This is a genomic window from Williamsia sp. Y712 (assembly GCF_059445525.1).
The window spans coordinates 204442-228977 of the sequence record NZ_JCAIUN010000002.1 but is presented as its reverse complement, the minus strand read 5'-3'; the positions used below and the strand labels follow the sequence as shown (position 1 = coordinate 228977).

The 24536-nt window shown below is 63.0% G+C and carries 26 protein-coding genes; 10 read left to right on the top strand and 16 right to left on the bottom strand.

The annotated features are described in order from the left end of the window. Positions 1-17 precede the first annotated feature (17 nt). Entirely contained in the window at positions 18-1556 is a 1539-nt protein-coding gene (locus AC1D75_RS15860) for a flavin-containing monooxygenase (RefSeq protein ID WP_495516291.1), read from the top strand. Here the strand turns inward: AC1D75_RS15860 and AC1D75_RS15855 are convergent. Next, positions 1519-1950 (bottom strand): DUF309 domain-containing protein, encoded by a 432-nt coding sequence (locus AC1D75_RS15855; RefSeq protein ID WP_495516290.1) that lies wholly within the window; start codon positions 1948-1950, stop codon positions 1519-1521. The genes AC1D75_RS15860 and AC1D75_RS15855 overlap by 38 nt on opposite strands. 170 nt (positions 1951-2120) lie before the next feature. On the opposite strand from AC1D75_RS15855, the gene AC1D75_RS15850 reads away from it, so the two are divergent. From AC1D75_RS15850 to AC1D75_RS15840, 3 genes are all read left to right on the top strand, one after another. Next, positions 2121-3518, top strand: a complete 1398-nt coding sequence (locus tag AC1D75_RS15850; RefSeq protein WP_495516289.1) for a hypothetical protein — start codon at positions 2121-2123, stop codon at positions 3516-3518. Positions 3519-3562: 44 nt separating this feature from the next. After that, the gene (locus AC1D75_RS15845; RefSeq protein WP_495516288.1) at positions 3563-3952 is read left to right on the top strand and encodes a DUF732 domain-containing protein; all 390 of its coding nucleotides are present in this window, start codon (positions 3563-3565) and stop codon (positions 3950-3952) included. A 140-nt stretch (positions 3953-4092) separates the two neighbouring features. Further along, positions 4093-5310: a cation:proton antiporter gene (locus tag AC1D75_RS15840; RefSeq protein WP_495516287.1), complete on the top strand. Its 1218-nt coding sequence runs from the start codon at positions 4093-4095 to the stop codon at positions 5308-5310. A gap of 33 nt (positions 5311-5343) precedes the next feature. Here the strand turns inward: AC1D75_RS15840 and AC1D75_RS15835 are convergent, their stop codons facing one another. From AC1D75_RS15835 to AC1D75_RS15825, 3 genes are all read right to left on the bottom strand, one after another. Continuing rightward, positions 5344-6237 (bottom strand): hypothetical protein, encoded by an 894-nt coding sequence (locus tag AC1D75_RS15835; RefSeq protein ID WP_495516286.1) that lies wholly within the window; start codon positions 6235-6237, stop codon positions 5344-5346. Positions 6238-6241: 4 nt separating this feature from the next. Then, on the bottom strand, positions 6242-6721 hold the full coding sequence (locus AC1D75_RS15830) for a nitroreductase family deazaflavin-dependent oxidoreductase (protein WP_495516285.1): 480 nt from the start codon (positions 6719-6721) through the stop codon (positions 6242-6244). A 105-nt stretch (positions 6722-6826) separates the two neighbouring features. Continuing rightward, positions 6827-7291 (bottom strand): DoxX family protein, encoded by a 465-nt coding sequence (locus AC1D75_RS15825; protein WP_495516284.1) that lies wholly within the window; start codon positions 7289-7291, stop codon positions 6827-6829. Between the two features lie 117 nt (positions 7292-7408). Here AC1D75_RS15825 and AC1D75_RS15820 point away from each other — a divergent pair, with 117 nt between their 5' ends. Next, positions 7409-7894, top strand: coding sequence for a MarR family winged helix-turn-helix transcriptional regulator (locus AC1D75_RS15820; protein WP_495516283.1), 486 nt, complete (start codon positions 7409-7411; stop codon positions 7892-7894). A gap of 12 nt (positions 7895-7906) precedes the next feature. Here the strand turns inward: AC1D75_RS15820 and AC1D75_RS15815 are convergent, their stop codons facing one another. Together AC1D75_RS15815 and AC1D75_RS15810 are read right to left on the bottom strand one after the other, a co-directional pair. After that, complete coding sequence (locus AC1D75_RS15815) at positions 7907-9022, bottom strand: Rv3169 family protein (protein WP_495516282.1); 1116 nt, start codon at positions 9020-9022, stop codon at positions 7907-7909. Next, complete coding sequence (locus AC1D75_RS15810; protein ID WP_495516895.1) at positions 9019-10137, bottom strand: phosphotransferase family protein; 1119 nt, start codon at positions 10135-10137, stop codon at positions 9019-9021. The genes AC1D75_RS15815 and AC1D75_RS15810 overlap by 4 nt, the downstream gene beginning before the upstream one ends. Before the next feature lie 187 nt (positions 10138-10324). On the opposite strand from AC1D75_RS15810, the gene AC1D75_RS15805 reads away from it, so the two are divergent. The 3 genes from AC1D75_RS15805 to AC1D75_RS15795 all read left to right on the top strand — a co-directional run bounded on the left by AC1D75_RS15805 (position 10325) and on the right by AC1D75_RS15795 (position 12390). Beyond that, positions 10325-11350, top strand: coding sequence for an LLM class flavin-dependent oxidoreductase (locus tag AC1D75_RS15805; protein WP_495516281.1), 1026 nt, complete (start codon positions 10325-10327; stop codon positions 11348-11350). A gap of 119 nt (positions 11351-11469) precedes the next feature. Beyond that, positions 11470-11871: a YybH family protein gene (locus AC1D75_RS15800; RefSeq protein WP_495516280.1), complete on the top strand. Its 402-nt coding sequence runs from the start codon at positions 11470-11472 to the stop codon at positions 11869-11871. Positions 11872-11955: 84 nt separating this feature from the next. After that, entirely contained in the window at positions 11956-12390 is a 435-nt protein-coding gene (locus AC1D75_RS15795; RefSeq protein WP_495516279.1) for a VOC family protein, read from the top strand. Positions 12391-12408: 18 nt separating this feature from the next. Here AC1D75_RS15795 and AC1D75_RS15790 read toward each other — a convergent pair whose 3' ends face one another. From AC1D75_RS15790 to AC1D75_RS15780, 3 genes are all read right to left on the bottom strand, one after another. After that, positions 12409-14382: an ABC transporter ATP-binding protein gene (locus AC1D75_RS15790; RefSeq protein WP_495516278.1), complete on the bottom strand. Its 1974-nt coding sequence runs from the start codon at positions 14380-14382 to the stop codon at positions 12409-12411. Then, complete coding sequence (locus AC1D75_RS15785) at positions 14379-16112, bottom strand: ABC transporter ATP-binding protein (RefSeq protein ID WP_495516277.1); 1734 nt, start codon at positions 16110-16112, stop codon at positions 14379-14381. The genes AC1D75_RS15790 and AC1D75_RS15785 overlap by 4 nt, the downstream gene beginning before the upstream one ends. A gap of 126 nt (positions 16113-16238) precedes the next feature. Next, on the bottom strand, positions 16239-16610 hold the full coding sequence (locus AC1D75_RS15780) for a cupin domain-containing protein (protein ID WP_495516276.1): 372 nt from the start codon (positions 16608-16610) through the stop codon (positions 16239-16241). Positions 16611-16692: 82 nt separating this feature from the next. Between AC1D75_RS15780 and AC1D75_RS15775 the strand changes: the two genes are divergently transcribed. Further along, positions 16693-17136 carry a MarR family winged helix-turn-helix transcriptional regulator gene (locus tag AC1D75_RS15775; protein WP_495516275.1) on the top strand — a complete coding sequence of 148 codons (444 nt, stop codon included), beginning with the start codon at positions 16693-16695 and terminating at the stop codon, positions 17134-17136. Here AC1D75_RS15775 and AC1D75_RS15770 read toward each other — a convergent pair. From AC1D75_RS15770 to AC1D75_RS15750, 5 genes are all read right to left on the bottom strand, one after another. Then, on the bottom strand, positions 17084-17998 hold the full coding sequence (locus AC1D75_RS15770) for an alpha/beta fold hydrolase (protein WP_495516274.1): 915 nt from the start codon (positions 17996-17998) through the stop codon (positions 17084-17086). The two genes, AC1D75_RS15775 and AC1D75_RS15770, sit on opposite strands and share 53 nt — an antisense overlap. Positions 17999-18331: 333 nt before the next feature. Continuing rightward, entirely contained in the window at positions 18332-19930 is a 1599-nt protein-coding gene (locus tag AC1D75_RS15765) for an MDR family MFS transporter (protein ID WP_495516273.1), read from the bottom strand. Further along, positions 19923-20429 carry a MarR family winged helix-turn-helix transcriptional regulator gene (locus AC1D75_RS15760; protein ID WP_495516272.1) on the bottom strand — a complete coding sequence of 169 codons (507 nt, stop codon included), beginning with the start codon at positions 20427-20429 and terminating at the stop codon, positions 19923-19925. The genes AC1D75_RS15765 and AC1D75_RS15760 overlap by 8 nt, the downstream gene beginning before the upstream one ends. A 182-nt stretch (positions 20430-20611) precedes the next feature. Next, positions 20612-20956: a hypothetical protein gene (locus AC1D75_RS15755; RefSeq protein ID WP_495516271.1), complete on the bottom strand. Its 345-nt coding sequence runs from the start codon at positions 20954-20956 to the stop codon at positions 20612-20614. Between the two features lie 274 nt (positions 20957-21230). Next, positions 21231-21740: an SRPBCC family protein gene (locus AC1D75_RS15750; RefSeq protein WP_495516270.1), complete on the bottom strand. Its 510-nt coding sequence runs from the start codon at positions 21738-21740 to the stop codon at positions 21231-21233. Between the two features lie 85 nt (positions 21741-21825). On the opposite strand from AC1D75_RS15750, the gene AC1D75_RS15745 reads away from it, so the two are divergent. After that, on the top strand, positions 21826-22110 hold the full coding sequence (locus AC1D75_RS15745; RefSeq protein ID WP_495516269.1) for a 4a-hydroxytetrahydrobiopterin dehydratase: 285 nt from the start codon (positions 21826-21828) through the stop codon (positions 22108-22110). A 14-nt stretch (positions 22111-22124) separates the two neighbouring features. Here AC1D75_RS15745 and AC1D75_RS15740 read toward each other — a convergent pair whose 3' ends face one another. Continuing rightward, complete coding sequence (locus AC1D75_RS15740; protein ID WP_495516268.1) at positions 22125-23273, bottom strand: acyl-CoA dehydrogenase family protein; 1149 nt, start codon at positions 23271-23273, stop codon at positions 22125-22127. Then, the gene (locus AC1D75_RS15735) at positions 23273-24505 is read right to left on the bottom strand and encodes an acyl-CoA dehydrogenase family protein (RefSeq protein WP_495516267.1); all 1233 of its coding nucleotides are present in this window, start codon (positions 24503-24505) and stop codon (positions 23273-23275) included. Before AC1D75_RS15735 ends, AC1D75_RS15740 begins: the two co-directional genes overlap by 1 nt. Between the last annotated feature and the right edge of the window lie 31 nt (positions 24506-24536).

The following is a 24536-nucleotide window of genomic DNA, read 5'->3' as shown; positions in this document are numbered from 1 at the left end:
GTACGGAGACTGGATACATGTCGATCTCACCAAATGGCGATTCCACGCACACCGCGCCAGAAGCGGATCTCGACGTCGTGATCATGGGAGCAGGGCTGTCCGGGATCGGTGCGGCGTACCGTCTGCAGACCGAATGCCCCGGATTGTCGTACGCGATCCTCGAAGCACGCGATGTCATGGGCGGAACCTGGGACCTGTTCCGGTATCCGGGCGTTCGTTCGGACTCCGACATGTTCACCCTCGGATACCAATTCCGCCCGTGGCGCGATGCGAAGTCGATCGCCGACGGAACCTCGATCCTGCGATACATCCAGGAGACGGCCGACGAGTTCGGGATCGACGACAAGATCCGTTACCGCACAAAGATCGTGGCCGCCGACTTCTCGACCGCCGACGCGCTGTGGACGCTCACGACGCACGAGCGCGACGCAGTCGGTGCCGTTGTCGAGCAGACCCTGCGCTGCCGGTTCCTGTACTCCTGCGCCGGTTACTACAACTACGACAAGGGCTACTCACCGGACATTCCCGGTCTCGACACGTTCTCCGGAGCCGTTGTCCACCCGCAGTTCTGGCCCGAAGACCTCGACTACGCCGACAAGCAGGTCGTCATCATCGGCAGCGGCGCCACCGCGGTGACCCTCGTCCCCTCGATGACCCCGACTGCTGCCCACGTGACGATGCTGCAGCGTTCACCGACCTGGATCAGCGCGGTTCCCAGCCGCGACAAGATCGCGGACAAACTCCGTGCCGTCCTGCCCGCGCACGTTGCCCATCGACTGATCCGCACCAAGAACATCCTGTTCGCCATCGGCGTCTATCAGTTCTGTCAGCGGCGACCGCAAGCCGCCCGCGCACTGTTGACCAAGCTGAGCACCAAGATCCTCGGCGATGCCGCGCTGGTGGCCGAGCATCTGACCCCGTCGTATGACCCGTGGGACCAGCGACTGTGCGCCATTCCCAACGCCGATCTGTTCAAGGCGATGAAGAAGGGCGACGCGGAGATCGTCACCGACCGCATCGATTCGGTTCTACCCGAAGGCATCCGCCTCGAGTCGGGCCGGTTCCTGCCCGCCGATGTGATCGTCACCGCCACGGGCCTCGAACTCCTGGCTTTCGGTGGCCTCGACCTCCGGGTCGACGGCGAGGAAGTCGAACTGTCGAAGCAATTCGTCTGGCAGGGCGCAATGATCAGCGCCATTCCCAACTTCGCCATCTGCATCGGCTACACCAACGCATCGTGGACCTTGCGCGCAGACCTGACGTCACGACTTGTCTGCAAGGTCCTGAACTTCATGGACCGCAACAACTACGCCGCGGTGGTCCCCAAACGCGACCCCACGCTCACCGAACGCCCCCTGCTCGACCTGGCCTCGGGCTACGTCCAGCGGTCGATCGATGCGTTCCCCCGCCAGGGCGACCGCAGCCCCTGGAAGGTCCGGCAGAACTACCTGCTCGACTCCGCGACCACCTTGCGGTCAAATCTTGGCAAAACACTGCATGGCACACCGAGATCACAGATCACTTCGTCCCCACGATCTCCTGCCGTACACCGCTGATCACATCGTCGAGGTCGAGCCCGTACGTCGGTCCTGAGGTATCCGCGTACGCCGACAATCGTTCGGTCGCCCGCTCGAACAGTCGCATCGCTCCGCGGTGGTTACCTCGGGCCTGATGGGTCAGAGCCACACAGAGCTGCGCGAGGCCCTGCCACAGGTCGTTTTCGGCGTCGGGGCCCGTCTTCCATCGGACCTCGTACACCTCATGTGCGGAAAAGGGCCTGCCCTGTTCGAGTAGTGCGGTGGCCATGGCGATGGTTTCTGCCGGTGGAAGTGGCTCCTCCGACACCGGTTCCACGCCCGCGGCCCCGTAGGCCAGTGGCCGCCCCAATGCATCCCGTGGTCGTGCCTGCCGTGCACGACCGTCCGAATCCCGGTCACGGTTGTCGGTCATGTGTCATCACCTCGCCCTGCAGTTTGTTCCTCACCTTCCACGGGTGAACTTCTATCGTGACGCACTCCCACAGTTGCTGATCGGTTTACGCTGATGGCCGGCGCGTCGATGATCGGCGCATTGATCTGCGTGCGCCGCCGTGTAGCCACCGACTATTGCGAGGCGCCACCATGGAATCAACCATCAGCGACGAACCGCTCGACGCTTCAGAACGCGCCGAACTTCTGCGGTTGCGACGCGAGCACGCGGCCGTATCAACCGCGAAAACCGCTGACACAACCGACGGACGTGGCCACCGCGGTCTGCGCTGGACCGCTGCCGCAATACTTCTGGTGCTCGTCGCAATACTTGCCTACTCGTCCGTGGTCGCACGGTTCGCCCGCGCCGAGGTACTCGACACCGACCGATATATCCAAACGGTGGCGCCACTGGCCGAAAACACCGTTCTGCACGACGAATTGGCCGCGCAGATCACCGACGCGATCATGACCCGCGCCAACATCGAGCAGGTCACCACCGACGCTCTGAACGCACTGACCGCGAACGCTCCGAACGTTCCACCCGCGGTGACCGGCTTGGCCCCGGTGCTCACCCAGCAAGCTCGATCGTTCATCGATGAAACGGTCCAGCGCCTGCTCGCCTCGGATCAGTTCAAGACCCTGTGGACCGCCGCCAACCGGCGGGCCCACGAGAATCTGGTGGCGGTCTTGACCGGGGATACGGCCAAGGCCGTACAGATCGACGATGAAGGCACCGTCAGCATCGAGCTGAAACCGATCATCGACAACGTCCGCACCGCGCTGGTCGACCGCGGATTCTCGTTCGCCGCGAACATCCCCGATATCAACAAGTCCTTTGTGATCTTCCAGTCGCCCGATCTGGTGAAGGCCCAGCGCGCGGTGTCCGCTCTGGACAAGGCCGCCACCATCCTGCCGCTGATCACCCTGCTTGTTGCGGCGGCGGCGATCTGGGCTGCGCCCAACGGATCTCGCCGACGGACGTTCTCCTTGGTCGGCGTCGCCATCGCCATCGCGATGGCGCTGCTCGCCGTTTCGATCAGCATCGGACGGTCGGTGTACCTCGACGCCATCCCCCCGGATGTCATGTCGAGCGATGCGGCCGCGGTGCTGCTCGACACCATCGTGGTGCCGTTGCGCACCAGCTTGCGTGCCGTTGCAGTTCTGGGCATCGTCATCGCCCTGATCGGATATCTCTCCGGATCGTCCGCCTCGGCGGCCGCGATCCGCCGCGGATTCAGCAAGGGGATGAACGCCACGCGCGGGAACGCCGGTGGGCGCGTCCCGCACCCGGCCGAGCTGTTTGCGGCGCGATTCCGGCTTCCGCTGCGCATCGGAATCATTGCGATCGCGATCATCGTCCTGGTCTTCTGGGATTATCCCTCGGGTCTGGTGGTGATCATGACCGTTCTGATCGCCGTCCTCGCACTACTCGCGGTCGAACTGCTCGCCCGTCCTGCCATCGGCTATGCCCCGGCCGAGTCCGGCCCCGGATCCTCCGACCAAATCCCGCCGGCAAGTTCGGTCGGGATCGACAAGCCTGCCGATTGATCGCATATCGTCTCTCCCATGAGCGTCAACGAAACGGAGACGGTATGAAAAAGCTTGTGGCACTGGTTTCCTTTGTCAGCTGCTTGTTGTTCGCAGCGGCCTGCAGCAGCGAGGAGGTCCAGGATACAACCGAACAGATGCGCAGCAGCGCTGAGCGGGCCATCGACAGTGCTTCCACTGCCGCCGGCAACGTCCAGGACAAGACGTATACCGAGGCCCTGAAATCTCAGGACGCAACATTCGGCAACACTGATGAGCAGATCGCCGCCGCGCGGACGGTGTGCGATGAACTGACGAACGGGACGAGTCTGAACGACACGATTACCTTGACCGCCGACGCGACCGGCCTGAGCGACTCGAAGTCGCGCACGTTGATCAACATCGCGGTCCCGATCTACTGCCCGGGCAACGTCGGCAAACTCACCGGCAACTGAGTACATGAGCTGAACGCCCAACAACTCACCGGCACAACATATGCCGCGCGCTGCGACCGGCCGCGTCCGGTCGCAGCGGGCCACGGCCACGTATACGATCACCGGATGCTCGGGGATTTCGGCAAACAACTGCCAACACGATGACGTCGATTCTGATCGCCATGCTGGTGATCGTCAGCTGGTCCCTGATCGCGGGTCGCATGGCACGATTCCGGATCTCCGGACCATTCCTGATGGTCATGGCAGGCATCGCGATCGGACTGACCACAAACAACGACATCGGAAATGCACTCGACACAGTTGTGGCCGAACGAATTGTCGAGTTGATCCTGGCGGTGCTGCTGTTCGTCGATGCCACCGAGGTCAAGGGTGGCTACTTCGCAGGCGAACGCCGAATCTCGCTTCGGCTGTTGCTGATCGCGATGCCGCTCTCGATCGCAGCGGCCGTGCTGTTGGGTATTGCCCTACTACCGAGCCTGTCTGTCGGTGTCCTTCTGCTCATCGCATGCATCATCATCCCGATCGACCTGGCACCCGCATCATCCATCCTGCGAGATCAACGCATCTCGTCGCGGGTACGTCACCTCCTGAATGTCGAGAGTGGCTACAACGACGGAATTGTGGCGCCGCTCTTCATTTTTGCCCTCACCCTTGCCGGTGACCACTCGCACGCACAGTCTCCGGCTGACGCACTCGAGACCGCGCTGCCCGCAGCTCTCTCGGCGGTTGTTGTCGGTGCGGCTGTCGGCTTCATCGCTGCCTGGTTGAGCAACCAGTCCGTGAGTCGCGGGTTCGCCACCGAGCAGTCGATCCGGATCAGCCTCGTCATCTTTCCGCTCTTTGCCTACGGTTGCGCACAGCAGGTGGATGGCAATGGCTTTGTGGCCGCGTTCATCTGCGGTATCGCCTACAAGGCGACACGCAAGGGCGGGCCAAGCGACGAAGAACTCTCACTTGTCGACGACGTTGGTGCTCTCGCCGCGCTCACCATGTGGTTTGTGTTCGGTTGCGCGTCGGTCCTGGTATTCGAGTTCGAATTCGTCTGGCAGATCATCATTCTCGGTATCGCCGCGCTGACCGTTCTGCGAATCGGGCCGGTCTACCTGTCTCTGATGGGCACAGACCTGGGCCGCGTCGATCGATTGGTGATCGGCATGCTCGGCCCGCGCGGTACGGCGTCCATCGTTTTCGGGCTCCTGGCGTTCAATGCCCTGGACGGCACGATCGCCGACGACACCCTGTACGCGATGACGTTCACGGTGATGGCCAGCGTGGTGATCCACGGCGTCGGGTCCAGTGTGGTCGCGCAGTGGCTCGAGCGTCGGGGACCTCATGTCGACGTCCGCGAGCTCACCTGACCGACGGCAACACATCTACGACAGTCACGCCGTTCAACGCGGCGGTCGACCGCTCGTATCGGGGTCGGTCGCGAGTGATTCGATCTCTTTACGGATCTGCGCCACTTGTTCGCGGGCCTGCTCGGTCTCCTGCTCCGACGTCGCGACATGTTCTGTTGCGACCCCCTCGGCGCGGCGGGCGAATTGGAGTTCTTGTTCGGCCTGCGTCAGTTGCCCCCGCAGTTCTTCCACCCGAACCGATGCGTCTTCGACGGCCGTCTGGGCCCGGTCGGCCTCCTCTTGTGCTTCTCGGGTCGTCGAGAGCGCGGTGCGCTCGGCTTCCTCCGCCGCAACAAGCTGTGCCCGCACCGCGTCGAGGGCGTCATCTGATGCCTTGTCGCGAGGCGCACGGGTGGGCGTGCGCTTGTGTTCGCTTCCGCCGACCAACGTCAACCCGGCCGGACCCATCCCGCTGTAGCTGACTGCGGAGAGCAATCGACCGGCCCGGACCAGTTCTCCGATCTCGGGATCGGCCAACGCCGCATGCAAGGACTGACCGACCTCCCGGAGCGCGGTCTCACTCGCCTGATGCCCGTTGCTTGCGGCCAGTGACCCGGCTTGCCGGGCCAGTGCACGCACCCCCTGTTGGCGTTGGGTGGTCAGGGTCCGCAGGTCGTCGCCGGCCAGATGGCGCTGGGCTTCACGCATCGCCTCACCGAGGTCGAGCAGATTCTCGACGTCGTCGGAGTTCTCCCGGGACAGGATGTTGACCATCCACGCGACGGTGGTCGGCCGTCGCAAGCCGGCGATCTTGTTGGCGAGCGCCCTATCCCCGGCGGCGCGTGCTTCTTTGGCCCTGACCGTGCGGATCTCGACGAAGTCGGCCGGTTCCAGACCGTACAGTTCGTCGGCCACCTCGTTGATGTCCACTGCGATCGCCCCTGCCACTGACCTATGAGTCGGCGGTCACCTTACTCAGGAAGAACACCGGGATCAATCGTTCGGTCCGCTCTTCGTAGATCGCAAAGTTCGGCCAGGTGTCGAGCAGGATCTTCCAGACCTCGTCCCGCTCAGGTCCGGCGACCTCTCGCCAGTTGACCTTCAACGTCTTTCCGCGGTGCACGATCTCGGCCGTCTTGCAGGCCCTGATGTTGAGCACCCAACTGGGCATCTCCGGATTTCCGAAGTACGAACCGGCAATCAGCCAGCCGTCGTCTTTCAGCGCGCACAGCAACGGGGTCGACCGAACGGTCCCGGTCTTTCGTCCCGGCACCCGCAAAACGATATTGGGAAGTCCGGCGATGTCGAGCACACTGACTCGCCCCCTGGTGAGACGCTGCAGACCCACGTCCGACTTCTCGATCAGCGGAAGCATTTTCGGCATCCACGAGAGCGCGCCAATCTTTACCGCCAGCGGCGTCAGTATCCCCACCGGCACAGGCTACCCACTCCGACCTCTACCCACCGCATCAATCGGCCGCGGAGCCGGCGCGCTGGTGAGCGCACCGGGTTCCGCGGCGGAATTCGGTGCGAGTTGTCAGCTGTTGGCACCGACCAGAGCGTTCGAGCGCTTGTTGTCGGCGGCAAACCAGCTCACCTTTGTGCCGAGGACTGAGTCGACGCTGAACTTTCCGGCACCCACAACGGCGAGTAGCAGCGCGCCCATGCCGAGCGACAGGACCAGCTCGTATCCGCCGTCGGACGCCCAGATGCCGTTGTCGATGTGCGTGATGAAAAGCGCACCGAGCATGTCGAGGAACAGCAGAGCACCGACGATCGGGGTCAGGACGCCGGCAATCAGGGCAATGCCACCGAGGATCTCGAGCCAGGTGACCAGGAAGGCCGACACCGGAGCAAGCGGCACATCCATCATCTCGAAGCCGGCTTTCGGTCCGGCCCATCCGTTCTGCTGGAACTTCTGAAGTCCATGCGCCAAGAAGACGACGCCGAGACCGATGCGTCCAACCAGGATGCCTGCGTTACGAATGATGGGGTTACTCATTGTCTGAACTGCCTTAATGTGCGGAGTTGACTTGACGTATCAAGTTGAGGGTACGAAGAATCAACTTGATGCGTCAAGTGATGCGTCAAGCACTCCCGGCCGTAATACACTTCGACAATGCAGAGCGGGCCGGAGCCGAAGTGGCTCGACGACGAAGAAATGGACGCCTGGATCCAGGTGGCGACCGCGTTGGCGCGCCTGCCCCACGCACTCGATGCACAACTACTGCGCGACGCCCAGCTCACCCACTTCGAGTACGAGGTGCTCGCGGCCTTGTCCGAGGCCCCCGATCGCACGCTTCGCATGAGCACACTGGCCGAGATGTCCTATGGCTCATTGTCCCGACTGTCCCACGTGGTCACCCGCCTGGAGAAGCGGGAATGGGTCAGGCGGTTTCCGTGCCCGGACGACGGACGATTCACCAATGCCGTTCTGACCGAAGCCGGTTGGGACAAGGTGGTCGAAACCGCGCCCGGGTATGCCGCCAACGTCCGCTCCCTGGTCATCGATCGACTCAGTCGCGCCCAGCTCCGCCAACTCACGGCGATCGGCAAGCGGATCAACGCCGACTCGCCACCACCACGCCGAACAACGTCTCCCTGAACAAGGAGATGATCAGGGCGCCAGGGTCATCCAGTCGGTGAACCCGGAGGGGTCGTGCCGCCCGAGCGCACCATGTTCGAACAATCCGAATCCCTCCACGCCGTCAGCGCCGGGCCCGGTGCACAGCGCCCTTCCGACATGATCGATGACTCCGAACATCATCCGGCCGGCAACCGCGGCGTCGGTGACGTCGTAGCTGACCCGATCGACGAACTTCTCCCCGTGCCAGGTGCCGTGAATCCAGTCGGGGTCGCCGCCGTATCCACCGCCGACGTGTATCGGTACTGCCAGCCGGGATTCGATCTCGAGTATCAGCGGGGATCCGTCCGGCGTGGTGCATTCGATGGTTGCCCCGGTGGGGATCCGGGTTCCGGAGGCGTATCGGATCGCCACCCGCGGCCAGCCGAGTTGTTCGGTGCGCCCGTCGGACCACACCCGGGTGCAGTCGTTGAGTATCCGATGCCCGGTCGGGTCCTCCTGGATGATGAGAACGACCGCGAAGTCGTCGAAACGCAGCGGCACGTACAGCCACCACATGCCTTCAAATGGCGGATCAGCAGGCCGGCCCGGCGGTTCGGACTCCCCGACCGGCCGGATACCCCAGGAGCGATCGCGAGTGCCCACCCACGTCGACGGATCGACGGCTATGTCGGTGCCGTCGATCGACAACGTACCGCTCCACGTGCCCACTTGGGCAAACCGTTGCGCCTGCAGTGTGATTCGACTGCCGGTGCGCATGATGTGCGGTTGTTCCTGCAAGACGTCGAACGAACCCTGCCACGTCATGTCCATGGCAATGCCCTCGGTGGGCTCGAGGATCAGACGCAAGGTCCGCAACGGTTCGACCACCTCGATCCGATAGCCGTTGACGTGCTGGTTGAGCCGATCGGAGTCGATGGCGTCTCCGAGATGTACCGCGGTCTGCACGTCACCTCGCCGCACTAACACAAAAGCATCCTTGGTGCCCAGATTCGGGTAGTAGCCCGCACCGGTGATCACAAATATGTCGCCGGTGCGGTCGTGGGCATTAAAGTAGCTGCGGTCGTAGAAGTTTCGATCACTCGAGTCGACGAGTCCGATGGGCAGAGGCGTCTGATGAATGGGGTACTCGTCGAGCGGTCCGATCACTGCACTTCCCCTTTGCCGGTACTGATGAGTTGTTCGAGGAGCGCCCGATGATGGAACAGTCCATCCACCTCGTCGGGCATCTCGATTTCGCCGAAGTGCACCTGCCGGGCCCCGGTTCGCATGAACACACAACCCCAGATCACCGCGGCGTACGCGTAGAACCAGTCGAGGTCGCCAACGACTACGCCGGTCAGTTCGGTATACGTGGAGACCACATCGTGTTCGGTCAGGGTGTCCGGCATCCCGGGAACTCCCAGCGTGGTGGCAATGTGCTGAAAGACGTTGTGCGCAAAAATCATCCATGCGATGTCGAGCTCACGTGGACCGACGGTCGTCATCTCCCAGTCGAGTACGGCCACCGGCGCGAAGTCTCGATATAGCGTGTTGCCCAATCGCGCATCACCCCACAGCAGGACCGGCTGCGCCGCCTCGGCGTCTGTGGGCCAGTGCTCTTCGAGCCAGTCGAATGCCCGCTCCAGCAGCGGCGATCTACCGATATCACGGGCAGCGAACTCATACCAGGATCTGCACCAGTTGACGTTGCACCGCAGGGCGCTGTCACCCGCAGCGCCCTCACCGAGAAAGCCGAATGTGGTTTCTGCGTCCGGTATCGAGTGCAATTTCGCGATGACGGCCACCGTGGCATCTTGCACGGCTCGCCGCTCCGTCGCCGAAGCATCGTGGAACCAGTTGTCGCCGAACGTATATGGCAACACATCGGGTGGAACGATCCCGTCGACATGGTCCATCAGGAAGAACGGTGTGCCCAGGACGTCGCCGGTGGGTTCCATCCAGTGCACCTGCGGCACCGGGATGTCGGTAAGCTCCCCCACCAGACGCATGACCTCGAATTGGTGGTCAAGCCGATACTCGGGAAAGACGGGTATATCCTCGTCGGCCGGGGTCACTCGCGCCACATATCGGCGTGATGTGGTTTCGCCGCCCTGGTCCCAGGTGGCGGTGAGCACGATTGTCTCCGAGGACATCCCGTTGCTGTCTATGCCACTGTCGAGGACAACCGAAGGCGTGACCCCACCGGGCAGGACCGTCGACAACCAGGCGGCGAGGCGCCGGGGAAGTGTGGCCGCATCCCGACTCGAACGCATCAACTTCATGTCTGCAAGTGGTCGGTCAGCTGCCACCGATATACCTCCGGAAGCTTGCGCGCCTCGTCCAAAATGTGACGCAGATTACGATACGGCTGGTTGCGTAATGAAAGCAGAGTGCCCAACGCGATGACAGGGATTCGCTGTTTTCCTCCGCCATCGCACCTGCAGCATCCCAACTCGAAGGACGGTAACGGTGCCACTACCCGGTGAACCACTGGAGAAACTCGGATTTCTCACAATCGGGCGATTCGATCCGGCCCACCCGGCCGACGGCCATGAGTCGACCCTGAGAATCATCGAGCTCGCCGAGGACCCGGGATTCGACAGTGTCTGGCTGCGACATCGTCATCTGCAATTCGGGATCTCGTCACCTGTTGCGGTCCTTGCTGCCGCCACCCAGCGGACCAGCCGAATCGATCTCGGCACCGCTGTCATCCCACTCGGTCTCGAGAATCCCCTGCGCCTGGCCGAAGACCTCGCCACGGTCGACATCCTCTCCGGCGGCCGACTCAATCCCGGCGTTTCCGTCGGTACTCCGATGCGCTATGACAACTTCAAGACCAGCCTGTACCCCGAGACGCACGCGATCGAGAATTTCAGTAAGGACCGCGTCCGCCGGCTCATGGACAACGTACGCGGTGTCCCGGTCAGCGACTTCGAGGGAACCGTTGGGATAGAAGAGTTCTCGCGCATTGTCCAGCCTCACTCCCCCGGACTGATCGACCGTCTCTGGTACGGCGGGATGTTGTCGTCGGCGATCTGGGCCGGGCAACAGGGTCTGAACTATCTGACCAGTTCGGTGGTCACCGCCGAGGGTTCGGACTCACTCGATTTCGCAACCATTCAGGCACAGCACATCGACGCCTACCGCGCGCACCATCGACACCCCGAGAAAGCCCGGGTGTCACAGGGTTTGGTCGTGATCCCGACCGACTCGGCCACACCCGAGCAAATACGGAAGTACCGGGCCTACGCCGCGGCACGTTTCGACCGGACGCAGTCCCCGCAGGGCCCGCGCAAGATGCTCTTTGCCCCCGACATCGTCGGCACCTCGGACGAGATCGCCGATGTGCTGTTCTCCCATGCGGGATTCCAGCGGACGCAGGAGACAACCTTTGCGTTGCCGTTCTCGTTCGACGATCCCGACTACCTGCAGATCCTCACCGACATGGCCGGGCACCTCGGCCCGAAGCTGGGGTGGACACCCGCAGCCGGTTGATTGAGCCGCCCCCATCACGCCGCGGCAGACCGATGAGTTTTCGGCATCGGTGCGGTCAGACCCGATGTAGGGATCAAACCTTCAACGGCGGGCCGACCCGTCAGAAAGGTGTCGAGACCATGTCCGATGACACCGCGCAGATCCGCACACTCATCAACCGTTGGGCCGAGGCGATCCGCGCCGGCGACCTGGACGCGGTTGTCGCCGACCATTCCCCCGACATCGTCATGTTCGACGTTCCACCGCCGGACAACGGCGTTCGGGGTATCGACGAATATCGGCAGACGTGGCCCGAGTTCTTCAAGTGGCAAGCCTCCGGGGCAACCTTCGACATCGTCGACATGAGCGTCACCTCCGGTACCGACGTCGCGTTCGCGAACATGTTGCTGCGCTGCGGTACCGCCGAAGACCTCGCCGAGAATCCCGATCGGCGACTACGACTGACCATCGGGTTGCGCAAAGAGAACGGCCGCTGGACGGTGACACACGAGCACCATTCATTTGCCATGGACATCGAATAACAACTCTGGAGATCACCTTCTGCGTCCGCAACCGTTCAGTAAAATCACTGGACGTGATCGGCCACTGCGATAAGGGGACACCCGATGAAATCAGTGAATCCGTACTTGAACTTCAACGGCAACACCGAGGAGGTTTTCACGTTCTATCAGTCCGTGTTCGGTGGTGAGTTGATGCTGGCCCGCTTCAGCGACATGGATTCCGGCGACATGGAAATGACCGAGGAACAGAAAAATGGCGTCGCCCACGTCGCGTTGCCCCTCGGTGACAGCGTGCTCATGGGATCCGATGTCCCCGAGCAGATGGGCACGGTCTCCGCGGGCACCAACTTCATCGTGTCGGTCGAGGCCGACAGCGCCGACGAAGCCGATCGACTGTTCGGCGGTCTGTCCGCAGGCGGTGACGTGTCCATGCCGCTGGGCAAGGTCGAATGGGCCGAACGCTTCGGCATGTGTACCGACAAATACGGCATCCAGTGGATGGTCGGCTACACCGGCAACGTCGAATTCGGCAACCCGTAACCGCGGCCGGGCGCCCGGTCAGCTCTTCGACAACTCCGGCGTCTCGAACTCGCCTGCCTCGTCTTCGTCGGTCTCGATGGGTCCGGTGAACTGGCTGTTGTACAGGCGGTAGTAGGCACCGTGGGCAACGAGGAGTTCATCGTGTGAACCCTGCTCGACGATCCGGCCCTGCTCCATCACCAGGATCGTGTCGGCGTCCCGCACCGTCGACAACCGGTGGGCGATGACAAAACTCGTGCGATCGGACCGAAGTGCGGCCATCGCCTTTTGGATCAGGAGTTCGGTGCGGGTGTCGACGGAACTGGTTGCCTCATCGAGGATGAGCAAGGTCGGCTTCGCCAAGAACGCCCTGGCGATCGTGATGAGTTGCTTCTCACCGGCACTGACGCCGCCACCCTCTTCATCGATGACGGTGTCGTATCCCTGGGGCAGAACCCGCACGAAGTGATCGACGTGGCTGACGCGGGCGGCTTCCATGATCGCCTCGTCGTCGGCGTCAGGATCACCGTAAGCGATGTTGTCGCGGATGGATCCGCCGAACAACCACGAGTCCTGCAGGACCATGCCGGTCCGCTCACGCAGATCATCACGGGTCATGTGTGAGGTGTCCACACCGTCGAGCTCGATCCTCCCGGAATCCAGATCGTAGAAACGCATGATCAGGTTCACCAGCGTGGTCTTGCCCGCACCCGTCGGACCGACGATGGCCACCATGTGTCCGGGTTTGGCCACCAGCGACAGGTTCTCGATCAGTGGGCGGTCGGGTACGTATCGGAATGACACGTCCTCGAAAGTGATGAGCCCCTTGCTGGTGGCCGGCGACTCGGGCATCACCGGATCCGAACTCTGTTCTTCGGCATCGAGGATGTCGAAGATCCGCTCGGCCGAGGCCACCCCGCTCTGCATCAGGTTGACCATCGACCCGATCTGGGTCAGCGGCTGGGTGAATTGCCGCGAGTACTGGATGAATGCCTGCACATCACCCAGACTCAGCGACCCCGCTGCCACCCGCAATCCACCGACCACGGCGATGGCCACGTAGTTGAGATTTCCGAGGAACATGATGGCGGGCATGATGATTCCGGAGATGAACTGCGCTTTCCAGCTGGCGCTGTACAACTTTTCGTTGCGATCGTCGAACCGCCGCTCGACATCCTCCTGCCGACCGAACGCCTTGATCAGTTCGTGGCCCGAGAAGGCCTCTTCCACCTGGCCGTTGAGCCGGCCCGTGTTGGACCACTGCTCCATGAAGTGCGGTTTGGATCTTTTCGCCACCATCGCGGTGACCATGACCGCCAAGGGAATCGTGACGATCGCGATGACCGAGAGCAGCGGCGAGATCCAGACCATCATCACCAGGATCGCGATCACCGTCAGAACGGAATTGAGCACCTGGGCGATCGTTTGCTGCAGGCTCTGCGAGACGTTGTCGAGGTCGTTGGTGACCCGACTCAACATGTCGCCGCGCTGATTGCCGTCGAAGTACCGCAACGGCAGCCGGTGGATCTTCGCCTCCACCTCGGCGCGCAACTCACTCACGGTGCGCTGGGTGAGCACGTTGAGTACACGGCCCATCAGCCAGCTCAACACCGCGGACACGAAGTACAGGACGAGAACCAGGATCAGGACCCAAGCGACGTCGCCGAAGTCGATGCCGACGCCGGGCACGAGATCCATCGACGACACCATGTCGGCAAATGTGTCGTTGCCCTGGTCCCGAAGTGTGGCGACCGCCTGTTCTTTGCTCTGGCCTGCAGGCAACTGGTCGCCGATGACTCCGGCGAAGATCAGGTCGGTGGCATGCCCGAGCAGCAGCGGCCCGACAGCGGTCAGGACCACCGAGGTGACCGCGAAGAGCGCCATCACACCCACCGCCAGCCGGCGCGCGACCAGCATGCGCAGCACCCTCTTGACGGACGGGCCGAAGGACTTGGGTTTCTCCACCGGTACGGCGCCCATCGACGGTCCGCCGCCACCTCCCGGCCGCGTCATGCCCGTCCCTCCACCGACAGCTGCGACTGCACGATCTCCGCGTAGGTCGGGCACGTGTCGATCAATTCGTCGTGCGTACCGATCCCCACGACCGCACCACAATCGACGACGACGATCTGATCGGCGTCGGCGATCGTGGTGATCCGCTGCGCCACGATGAGAACGCAGGCCTCACGGGTTGCCGGACGCAGAGCCGCCCGCAGGCGCGCGTCGGTACTCAGGTCGAGTGCGGAGAACGAGTCGTCGAACAGATAGATCTTGGGTTTTCGGATCAGAGCGCGGGCGATCGCCAGACGTTGCCGCTGACCACCGGACACCGTGGTGCCGCCTTGGGCGACCCTGGTCTCGAGTTGATCGGGCATGTCCCGGACAAAATCGGCTGCCTGGGCGACGGTCAATGCTTCCCACATCTCTTCCTCGGTGGCATCGTCCTTGCCGTATCGCAGGTTGGACGCAACGGTCCCGGAGAAAAGATAGGGCCGTTGCGGGACCAATCCGATTTCCGCCCGCAGCACGTCCGGGTCGAGATCACGGATGTCCGTGCCGCCGACGAACACTTCGCCGCCGGTGACATCGATCAGCCGCGGCACCAGTGAGAGCAACGTGGTCTTGCCCGCACCCGTCGACCCGACGATGGCGGTTGTGGTTCCCGGGCGTGCGGTGAAGCTGATGTCACGCAGAACTGGTTCGTCGGCGCCCGGATATTGGAAACGCGCCGCGCGCAATTCGACAAGCCCGGCATCCGCGCGCATCGGCGTCGGGTCGGTCCGCGGAACCACTGACGATTCGGTCTCCAGCACCTCGTAGATCCGTTCGGCACATACCGCAGCCCGCGGCGCCATCATCGCCAGGAACGACGCCATCATGACGGCCATCAGAATCTGGGTGACGTAGGCGATCATCGCGGTCAGGGCGCCGATCTGAACGCTCCCGTCCTCGATCAGGTGGCCGCCGAACCAGATGATGACGACGATGGTCACGTTGGTGATCAGCAGGACCGACGGGAACATCAGTGCCATCAGCCGTCCGACGTACAGCGACGCGTTGGTGAGATCGTCGTTGGCCCGGGAGAATCTGGCGCGTTCGTGCGGTTCGCGGACAAAGGCGCGGACCACACGGATGCCGGTGATCTGCTCGCGCAGGACCCGGTTGACCACATCGATGCGGGTCTGCATCGCGCGATAACCCGGCACCATCCGGTAGATGATGTAGGCCATACTCACGCCGAGGAAGGGCACCGCGACCACGAGAACCCAGGCCAGTGAGCCGCCAACCCCGATGCCGAGCACGATGCCGCCGATACACATGATGGGCGCGGTCACCAACATCGAGCAGGCCATCACCCCGACCATCTGGACCTGCTGGACGTCGTTGGTCGTTCGGGTGATGAGCGATGGCGCACCGAAGCTTCCGACCTCACGGGCCGAAAAACTGTCGACCCGATGCAGGAGGTCGTGGCGGATGTCGCGGCCGGCTCCGAGCGCGGCGCGGGCACCGAAGTATGTCGCCGCGATCGAGGCGCAGACCTGGACCAGCGAGACCGCCAGCATCCATCCACCGATTCGCATGATGTAGCCCGTATCGCCCTTGGCCACGCCGTAGTCGATGATGTCGGCGTTCAGTGTGGGCAGGTACAACATCGCGGCGGTCGCCACCAATTGCAGTACGACAACACACATCAGCTGGGACCGATAGGCACCCATGTAGGTGCGTAGCAAGCGGGTCAACATGGGGCAGTCACATGTTTGACGTTAGCAAGCCTGCAGATCCATCCTCACCTGGATTATTCGTGAGTCCACGGATGTCCGTTTGCAGAGGCGTCCATGCGGTTCACCTCCCTGGTTCACCTCCACGCCTCACCGAGCCCAGGGCGGCGCGATCACCTCTCCATCTGCGGTGGTGGCCAGCAATCCCGCGGTGGTGCTCACCCACACCGCTGCATCCTCTCCTCCACCATCGATCCTGACCTCACAGTTCGCGCCGACCACGACGACATCTCCGGTCCGCGCGCTCGCGGGGACACCGTCGAGTGTCACCTCCAGATCCCCGTGCAGGATCAGCAGGACCTCCTCGCGATCCGGGCGGTGCGCGACTCCGACCTGGCGAGCCGGAACCTCCAGGCGCCAGGCACAGAGTTGCTCGCTACCCCGGGTCGGATTCACATACGCGCGAAAAGTGCTTCCGTGCATGGAGAAAACCGTGGCATCGGTAGACGGGATGATCGGCATGGGAGGCCTCCTGACTGAGTAATAGACAAGTCACTTGACCATATAGACAAGAAGCTTGTCTGTCGATGGCATACTGCTCCACATGACTGACAGCGACTGGCAATCCGCATCGGCCCTACTGAGGCTGTCGGCGCAATTGGTCGACGGGATACAGGACGGTCTGGCCCGGCGCGGTTTCACCGATGTCCGTCCGGTCCATGGATTCCTCTTCGCCGCAGCATCATCGGGGCCGACCACGGCAACGGACATCGCCGAACAGCTTCAGGTGACCAAACAGGCCGCGGCACAACTCATCTCATACCTGGTCGAGCGCGGCTACCTGACAAAAGAGGCCAGTGCGCTCGACCGCCGCATCCAACTCATCGAACTCACCGCACGTGGACATGCCTGCACCCAGGCGGCACAGGAATCGGCCGAAGAATGTGTCGATTCGTGGCACGGACAACTACCGCGCAAGGATTTCGACGCGCTCGTCAGGTCGTTGAACGTTCTCGCCGGACCCGGACGGCTCCGCCCGAGCTGGTGATCTCAGCTGGTGGTGCGGTCCGAGCGGGTGCAACCCCCAGGAAATCCTCGAGGATCTCCACAACCGTCAGCGGAGCCTCGGCATGCGGATAGTGTCCGACACCGGGCAGGACCTCGAGCCGACTGCCCGGGATGGCCTCATGTGCGGCGTACCCGTGTGCGACCGGGATGATCTTGTCTGCGTCGCCCCAGATGAGCAGCGTCGGCAGCTCCGAGTTCAGGTACAGCCGATTCATCGCGCTGACCGCCTGTCCACGATGATCGACCACCGAACGCAGCGTCCGCAGGAATGCCTGCCGTGTCTCGCGGTCGGCGAGCGACGAATAGGACCGCCATGTCTCAGCGGTCCGCGGCGACTGGATGCCGACCGAGCCCAACCATGACCCGATCTTGTTCCCGGCGGCCAGCACCGGTTTCGGTGCGATGATCGGCAACACGAGTTCGGCGCCGGGCGCTGCCAGGAGCCGCAGGGTCCAGTTGACGTCCGGACCGAGTCCGCCGCTGCCGATCAGGACAAGGCGTTCGCAGTATTCGGGGTGCTGGTAGGTGAATTGCATGGCCACGCCACCACCGAGCGACTGGCCGATGACCGTGACCTTGTCGATGCCGAGTTCACGCAGCAGATCCCGCAGGGTCGCCGCGAACGCACCGAGCGAGTAGTCCCCGCGCGGTTTGCCGGACTCTCCGTGGCCGGGTAGATCGGGTGCGATCACACGGTGGGTGCGGGCCAGGAGGGGCGCCACCGCCCGCCAGGTCGTCGAACTGCCTGCCATCCCGTGGATCAGCAGGAGTACGTCGCCGCTCCCCTCGTCCTGATACGCAATGCGCTCGCCGTGCAGGTCTATGTGGTGGAGTTCGTTCATGTCGCCTCCCATTGGGTTACTGCGTGACCCGGAACCAGACATTTGTCGGCTGTGGCGCGTGGGTGGGTCTGGTTCGTGCCGGCTTGACCGGGATTGACCCCCGGAGCATCGAACAGCCTGACACTCCTCACCCAACAGTATGGGCGCAATACGGGCCAGCGGCTCATCGACCTGCCTTCGCGAGTTCCGGATGCCCGGTCCAGGTCGTCGACAAACGTGATTCCCGACATACCTCCGCCCACCGCGGGCAACCGGATATACGAAGACGAGCCGCATATTGCAGCTCGTCTTCGTATATCCAGCTGGTTTTGCAGCTGGGTGTCGTGCGGTAGGTCAGGCGTCGACCAGATCGCGCGGTGGCGTGCCACCCTCGCGCATCGGATCTTCGTCGGCCGCGATATCGATCGTCTTGCGCAATGGGCGGTTCGGAAGGAACGCCACTGCGATCAACGCAACCACGGCTGCGGCCGCAGCGATCAGGAAGATCGCACTGGTGGCGTCGCCGTAGGCTGCTCGCACAACCGTTTGAACCGGATCGGGCAATGCACCGATGTCGAGATTGCCTCCCGACGAACCGCCCTGGATGCCCAGTTTGGACAAACCTGACGCCGACAGATCGGCGACGCGGGTGGCCAACACCGAACCGAGAACCGAGACACCGACCGCGCCGCCGAATGTTCGGAAGAACGCGACGTTGCTCGAGGCGGCGCCGATGTTGTGAACACTGACCGTGTTCTGGACGACGAGGACCAGGTTTTGCATCAGCATTCCGGTGCCGAGTCCGACGACCATCGTGAACGCTCCGACGAGCCACAGGTTGGTCGCGTGATCGATGGTCCCCAGCAAGCCGAAGCCGATGATCAGCAACGTCGAACCGACGAGCATGTACGGCTTCCACTTACCGAAGCGACTGATCAGCTGACCCGAGCCGACCGATCCGATCAGCATGCCCGCCACCATGGGTATGGACAGCACGCCTGCAAGTGTCGGCGAGAAACCGCGTGCGGTCTGGAAGTACTGGCCGAGGAAGGTCGTCGCACCGAACATTCCCAGACCGACGGCAATCGAGGCGATGATGGCCAGGCCGGTGGTCCGCTCGACGACGATCTTGAGCGGGATGATCGGCGACTTCACCTTGGACTCGACCATCACGGTCGCCAGCAGCAGCAGTACACCGCCGGCGACGTACATCGCGGACTCCTTGGAGAGCCAGTCGTAGTAGCCGGCCTTGCCCGCGAATGAGACCCAGATCAGCAGGACGGAGATCCCGGCGGTCAGCAAGGTGGCACCGAGCCAGTCGATCGAGACGTCTTCCTTGCGATCGGTCTTGATGTGCAGTGTCCTCTGCAGGAGGAACAGCGCGATCACCGCGAGCGGCACGCACACGAAGAAGCACCAGCGCCATCCGAGCGGACTGTCGACGATGACACCACCGAGGATCGGACCACCCGACATCGACACGGCCATCACTGCACCCATGTATCCCGAATAACGGCCACGTTCACGGGGCGAGACGATGCTGCCGATGATGGCGACGACCAGCGCGGTCAGACCACCCATACCGACACCCTGAATCACGCGCGCTGCCAACAGAATCGGAACATTGTGTGAAAATCCGGCGATGATCGACCCGACGACAAAGATCACCAGCGAGCTCTGGACGAGCACCTTCTTGTTGAAGATGTCGGAAAGCTTGCCCCAGATCGGGGTCGAGGCCGCGTTGGCCAACAGCGCTGTGGTGATAACCCAGGCATACGCCGTCTGTGAGCCTTTGAGGTCGCCGATGATGGTCGGCAGGGCCGTCGCGACGATCGTGGTGCTGAGCAATGCGGTGAACAGACCCGCGAGGAGCCCGATCATCGTCTTGAGGATTTGTTGATGTGTCATCGCCAGCGGATCGTGCTTCACCGCCGCCGTCGTCGAGCTAGACATAGATTTCCTGGCTTTCCTTGCGATTGGACGCGGGGTGATTGGACGTCGGCTCTGACGGTCCGGTCCGATGCGTGTGTTCGTTGAACGATTGTTTGAGTCGTTGCACCGCGACCCTTGCGACTTCGGCGTCGGCTTCGGGCCAGTCGGCGAGCACCTTCTGGAGTTCACGAGCGCGCGTATCGCGGTTGCGGTGCAACAGTTCGTGCCCGGCCGGCGTCAGCGATATCTGGGTCGCGCGGCCGTCTTCGGGATCGGATTGCCGGACGACGTACCCGCCGTTGACAAGTTCGGTGATGTGACGACTGAGCGCAGATTGACTCAGACACAGGTCCGTGGCGAGTTCCGTCTGCCGGCAGGGTTCGCCAGCGGCCAGTGCCGACAGCACGCCGAGACCGCCCTGGTGAATCTCGCCGTCGTCTTCGGACGCAAGCGCTCTGCGCATCATCCGACCGAGCAGGTGTAGATCGACTATCAACGCACGGGCTGTCTCAGTGGACATGGCCATCGCGACCCCCCCTTTACTAATTAATTGCGCTACGCAACTATATGTAAGTTGCATGTAGAAATCAACTAAGTGCACATGGCAGATATTCCTGCCCCCTATGCAGAGCGGGACCGTGAACCGGCCACCCGGTCCGCGGTCCCGCTCACCACGCGTTGTTCAGAGGCAGCCGACGCCCGTCATGCGGTGACCACACTCGGAACGATGTCGTAGACCTCTTCTGCCGGAACCGCCATCACACGGTCCGCCATTTCCTGCTTGACCACGACCAGACGCGCGTCCTCTTCGGCGCTCCGGGTGGCCTTACGCGAGAGGGTGATGTACTCGTCGACGACGAATCCGTCCCGGATCACGAGCGTGACGCTCTTGCCGCGATATTCGAGTTGGAAGACGTAGATCTCCATCGTCATACCGCGTTCCGGCCGCTTCAGGGTGCCGTCGACCGTGTACCGACCCTCGGTGACCGCCCGGGTCACGAGTTCGAAAGTGTCCCGCACACCGGGGCCACCGTGTGAGGTTGTCACCACTATCTCCCGCCGTTCGACCGGCCCATCCTTGGCCAGCGCAGGCAGCGCTCGTTCCAGAACTTTGTAGGCGTGCGCAACGCCACCTGGCGCGAGTGGACCGTGATAGCGCAGCGCGTCGTCGAATCAGAACTCGAGCATGGTGCCCTGGTCGATCACTTCGAGGGAGTTCGTCATGGTGCGGTTCTCACAATCTTGTCGAGCGCTTCGGCAGTCCGGCAAATCCCCGCGTCAGCTTACTGTCCGTATTCAGCGATCGCTGTCGCCGGTCGAACTAGTCGCGCGCAGCCTGTCGCGGATAGCCGCGGCGTACGGTTCTGTCGAGAACTCCGAGCGTGCTGGCCAAGGAGTTGGTGTGGATCACCGGGAAGATGTTCTTCTCTCGCCATTCCGGATGGATGTCGGACCAGTCGTAGAACGAGATGACCTTGGTCGCACCGTCGGCCGCCGGTTCGAGCCGATACCCGTAGACGTGACCGATCTGCGGTCGCAGACGACCGAGAATCGTCCAGGAGACCTCGACGTCGGGGACGAACGTCTTGATGGTCACCGTCACGTCGTACTCCCCAAGAGGAAAGTCGCCCAACGCTTCCCGGTCCATATGCACCACAAACGAGTCGCCGACAGCACGCACGCGCTCACCGGTCGCGTCCATCAACATCCCCGACGCATCGATCGCGACGTGCCCCTGCGGATCGGTGAGGACGGCAAAGATGTCAGCGGCGGTGGCGCGAATCAAGCGCTCGGATTCGATTCTCTCGGACTGCGTTTGTTCAGTGGTCATACAACAGGCTAGCCAGGCGAGCCGGGCCTGAAACACCCCGCAACGGGGTATTGCCCGATCTTCGAGAGCCTGGCAGCATCAGGTGATGGCTGGTCTACTGAGCGAATCCGACATCACCAAGGCCCTCGCCGACCTCACTTTCTGGTCGCGTTCCGGAGATTCGTTGACCCGCACGATCGAATGTGCGGATTTTCCGGCAGCGATCACGTTGGTCGACCGCGTTGCCGAGGCGGCCGAAGCCGCCGATCATCATCCGGATATCGATATCCGTTGGCGCAACGTCACATTCACCCTGAGCACGCATTCAGAGGGCGGGATCACCGGCAAGGACACCATGCTCGCCCACCAGATCGACGATCTCGCCCCCTGACACACGCCTCCCGCTCAGCGCGCGGAGAGCGCCGCGTATCGGGCGATGTGCTGGTCGGCCGGACCGAACTCGTACTCGATCGCGGTGAGTCGCTTGAAGTAGTGCCCGATCGCCAATTCTTCTGTCATGCCCATCCCGCCGTGCAACTGGACCGCATTCTGGCCGATGAACCGCGCCGAACGTCCGATGGTGGCCTTGGCCGCCGAGACCGCCAATGATCGCTCCACCGGGTCGGCCTCGAGATTGAGCACGGCAAGGTAGACCGCGGCGATGGACTGCTCGACCTCCATGTACATGTCGACCATCCGGTGCTGCAGCGCCTGGAAGCTGCCGATCGCCTGCCCGAACTGCCGACGCTGCTTTGCGTATTCGACGGTGTCCGCCAGCACCTTCCGCATCAGACCCACCGCTTCGGATGCAACTGCCGCGGTGGCCTCGTCGACTGCCCTGTCGATCGACGCCCAGGCACCGCCCTCCGCACCCAGCAGGGCATCGGCGGGCAGTCGCAGGTCGGTGAACGTCACATCGGCGGCTTGACGATCGTCGATCGTGCGGTAGGCGTGAGAGTCGATCCCCGCAGGCAGATCGTCCTGGTCGACATCGACCACGAACAGAGAGATGCCGTCGGTGTCCCGCTGCGATCCGGAGGTGCGGGCGGTGACCAGGAGATGGTTGGCCAGCGGCGCGCTGGTCACCACCGTCTTGACCCCGTTGATCACCCACTCATCGCCGTCTCGGCGTGCCGTGGTCGCCACATCGCGGTAGCTGTGACCCGACGTCGGCTCGGTCGCGGCAAACGCGGTGATCGCCGTACCGGCAACAATGTTCTCGACGATCTTCGCGGCCCGGTCGCCGCCTGCCCGCCTGAGCAATCCGGACCCGATCACCACGGTGTCGACAAACGGTTCGACAACCAGCGCGAATCCGAGAGCCTCGGTGACGATCATGAGCTCGACGGGACCACCGCCGAGTCCGCCGTCCTCTTCGGGCAGGGTGGCACCGAGGATTCCGAGCTCGTCGGCAAAACCTGCCCAGATCGCCGGTTGCCAGCCGGCACCGGTCTTGGCCGCTGCGCGACTGCTCTCCAGGCCATATCGCGTGGCCAGGAACTTGGTGAGTCCGTCACGAAGTAGTTCCTGCTCTTTTGTCAGGCTGAAGTCCATCAGAGCCCCAATGCTGCTTTGGCGAGAATGTTTCGTTGAATTTCGTTGCTGCCGGCGTAGATCGAGCCCGCCCGGTCGTTGAAGTAGCGCAAGGGCGCCACCGCCTGCCACTGCTCACCACTGACATATCCGCCCGCCGGTTCGGAGAACTCCGCGATCGGGCCACCTGGTCGGGCAGCGTGCGGCTGGTACACCCGCCCGCGTGGTCCCGCGGCCTCGAGGGTGATCTCGGTGAGCTTCTGGCTGAGTTCCGTCGCGAGCACCTTCAGCATCGACGACGCCGGTCCGGGATCCTTACCCGAGGCCATCGCCGACAAGGTTCGGTATTCGAGGATCTCGAGGACCTTCGTCCGGATCTCGGCCTCGGCGAGTTTCGCGGAAAACGCCGGATCCTCGATGAGCGGACGGCCATCGGGTCCGGGCACACCGGCGGCCGCCGTGGCCGCCGACTCCGCCATGACCTGTAGCGCGGGGGCCGCCGCTGCCCCACCACGCTCGAAGACCAACAGGTATTTCGCGACGGTCCAGCCGTCGTCGATCTTGCCGATGACGTTGGACTTCGGCACGCGTACGCCATCGAAGAAGACCTGGTTCTGGACCTGTTCGCCCGACGTCATCACCAACGGGCGGACTTCGATGCCCGGTGAGGTCATGTCGATCAGCAGGAAGGTGATGCCCTGCTGCTTCTTCTCATGCTTCGATGTGCGGACCAGGCAGAACATCCAATTCGCCTCGGCCGCATGGGTTGTCCAGATCTTGCTTCCGGTGCAGACCAGATCGTCACCCTCGTCGACGGCCGCCATCGTCAGTGACGCCAGATCCGAACCCGCCTCTGGTTCCGAGTACCCCTGGCAGAAGAACACCTCGCCGGTGAGGATGCCCGGCAGGAAGAAGTCTTTCTGTTCCGCGGTCCCGAAGGCGGCAATGGCATGCGAGACCATCCGAATACCCATGGGCGACAGGGACGGTGCACCCGCCAAGACGGATTCACGGCTGAAGATGTAGTGCTGGGTCAGACTCCAGTCGCACCCTCCGTGTTCGACGGCCCAGGCAGGCGCCGCCCATCCACGCTCGTTCAAGATGCGCTGCCACTCCATACTCGCCTCATGCTCGGAGTAGACACTCGTCATGAGGCGACCCGCCTGGCGCAGATCGGGCGTGAGTTTCTCGTCGAGGAAGGCAACCACCTCGTCCCGGAAGGCCGCGTCGGCTTCTGACCAATCCAAATCCATGTGTGCTCCCCCGCATTGCTCCGTCTCGGTT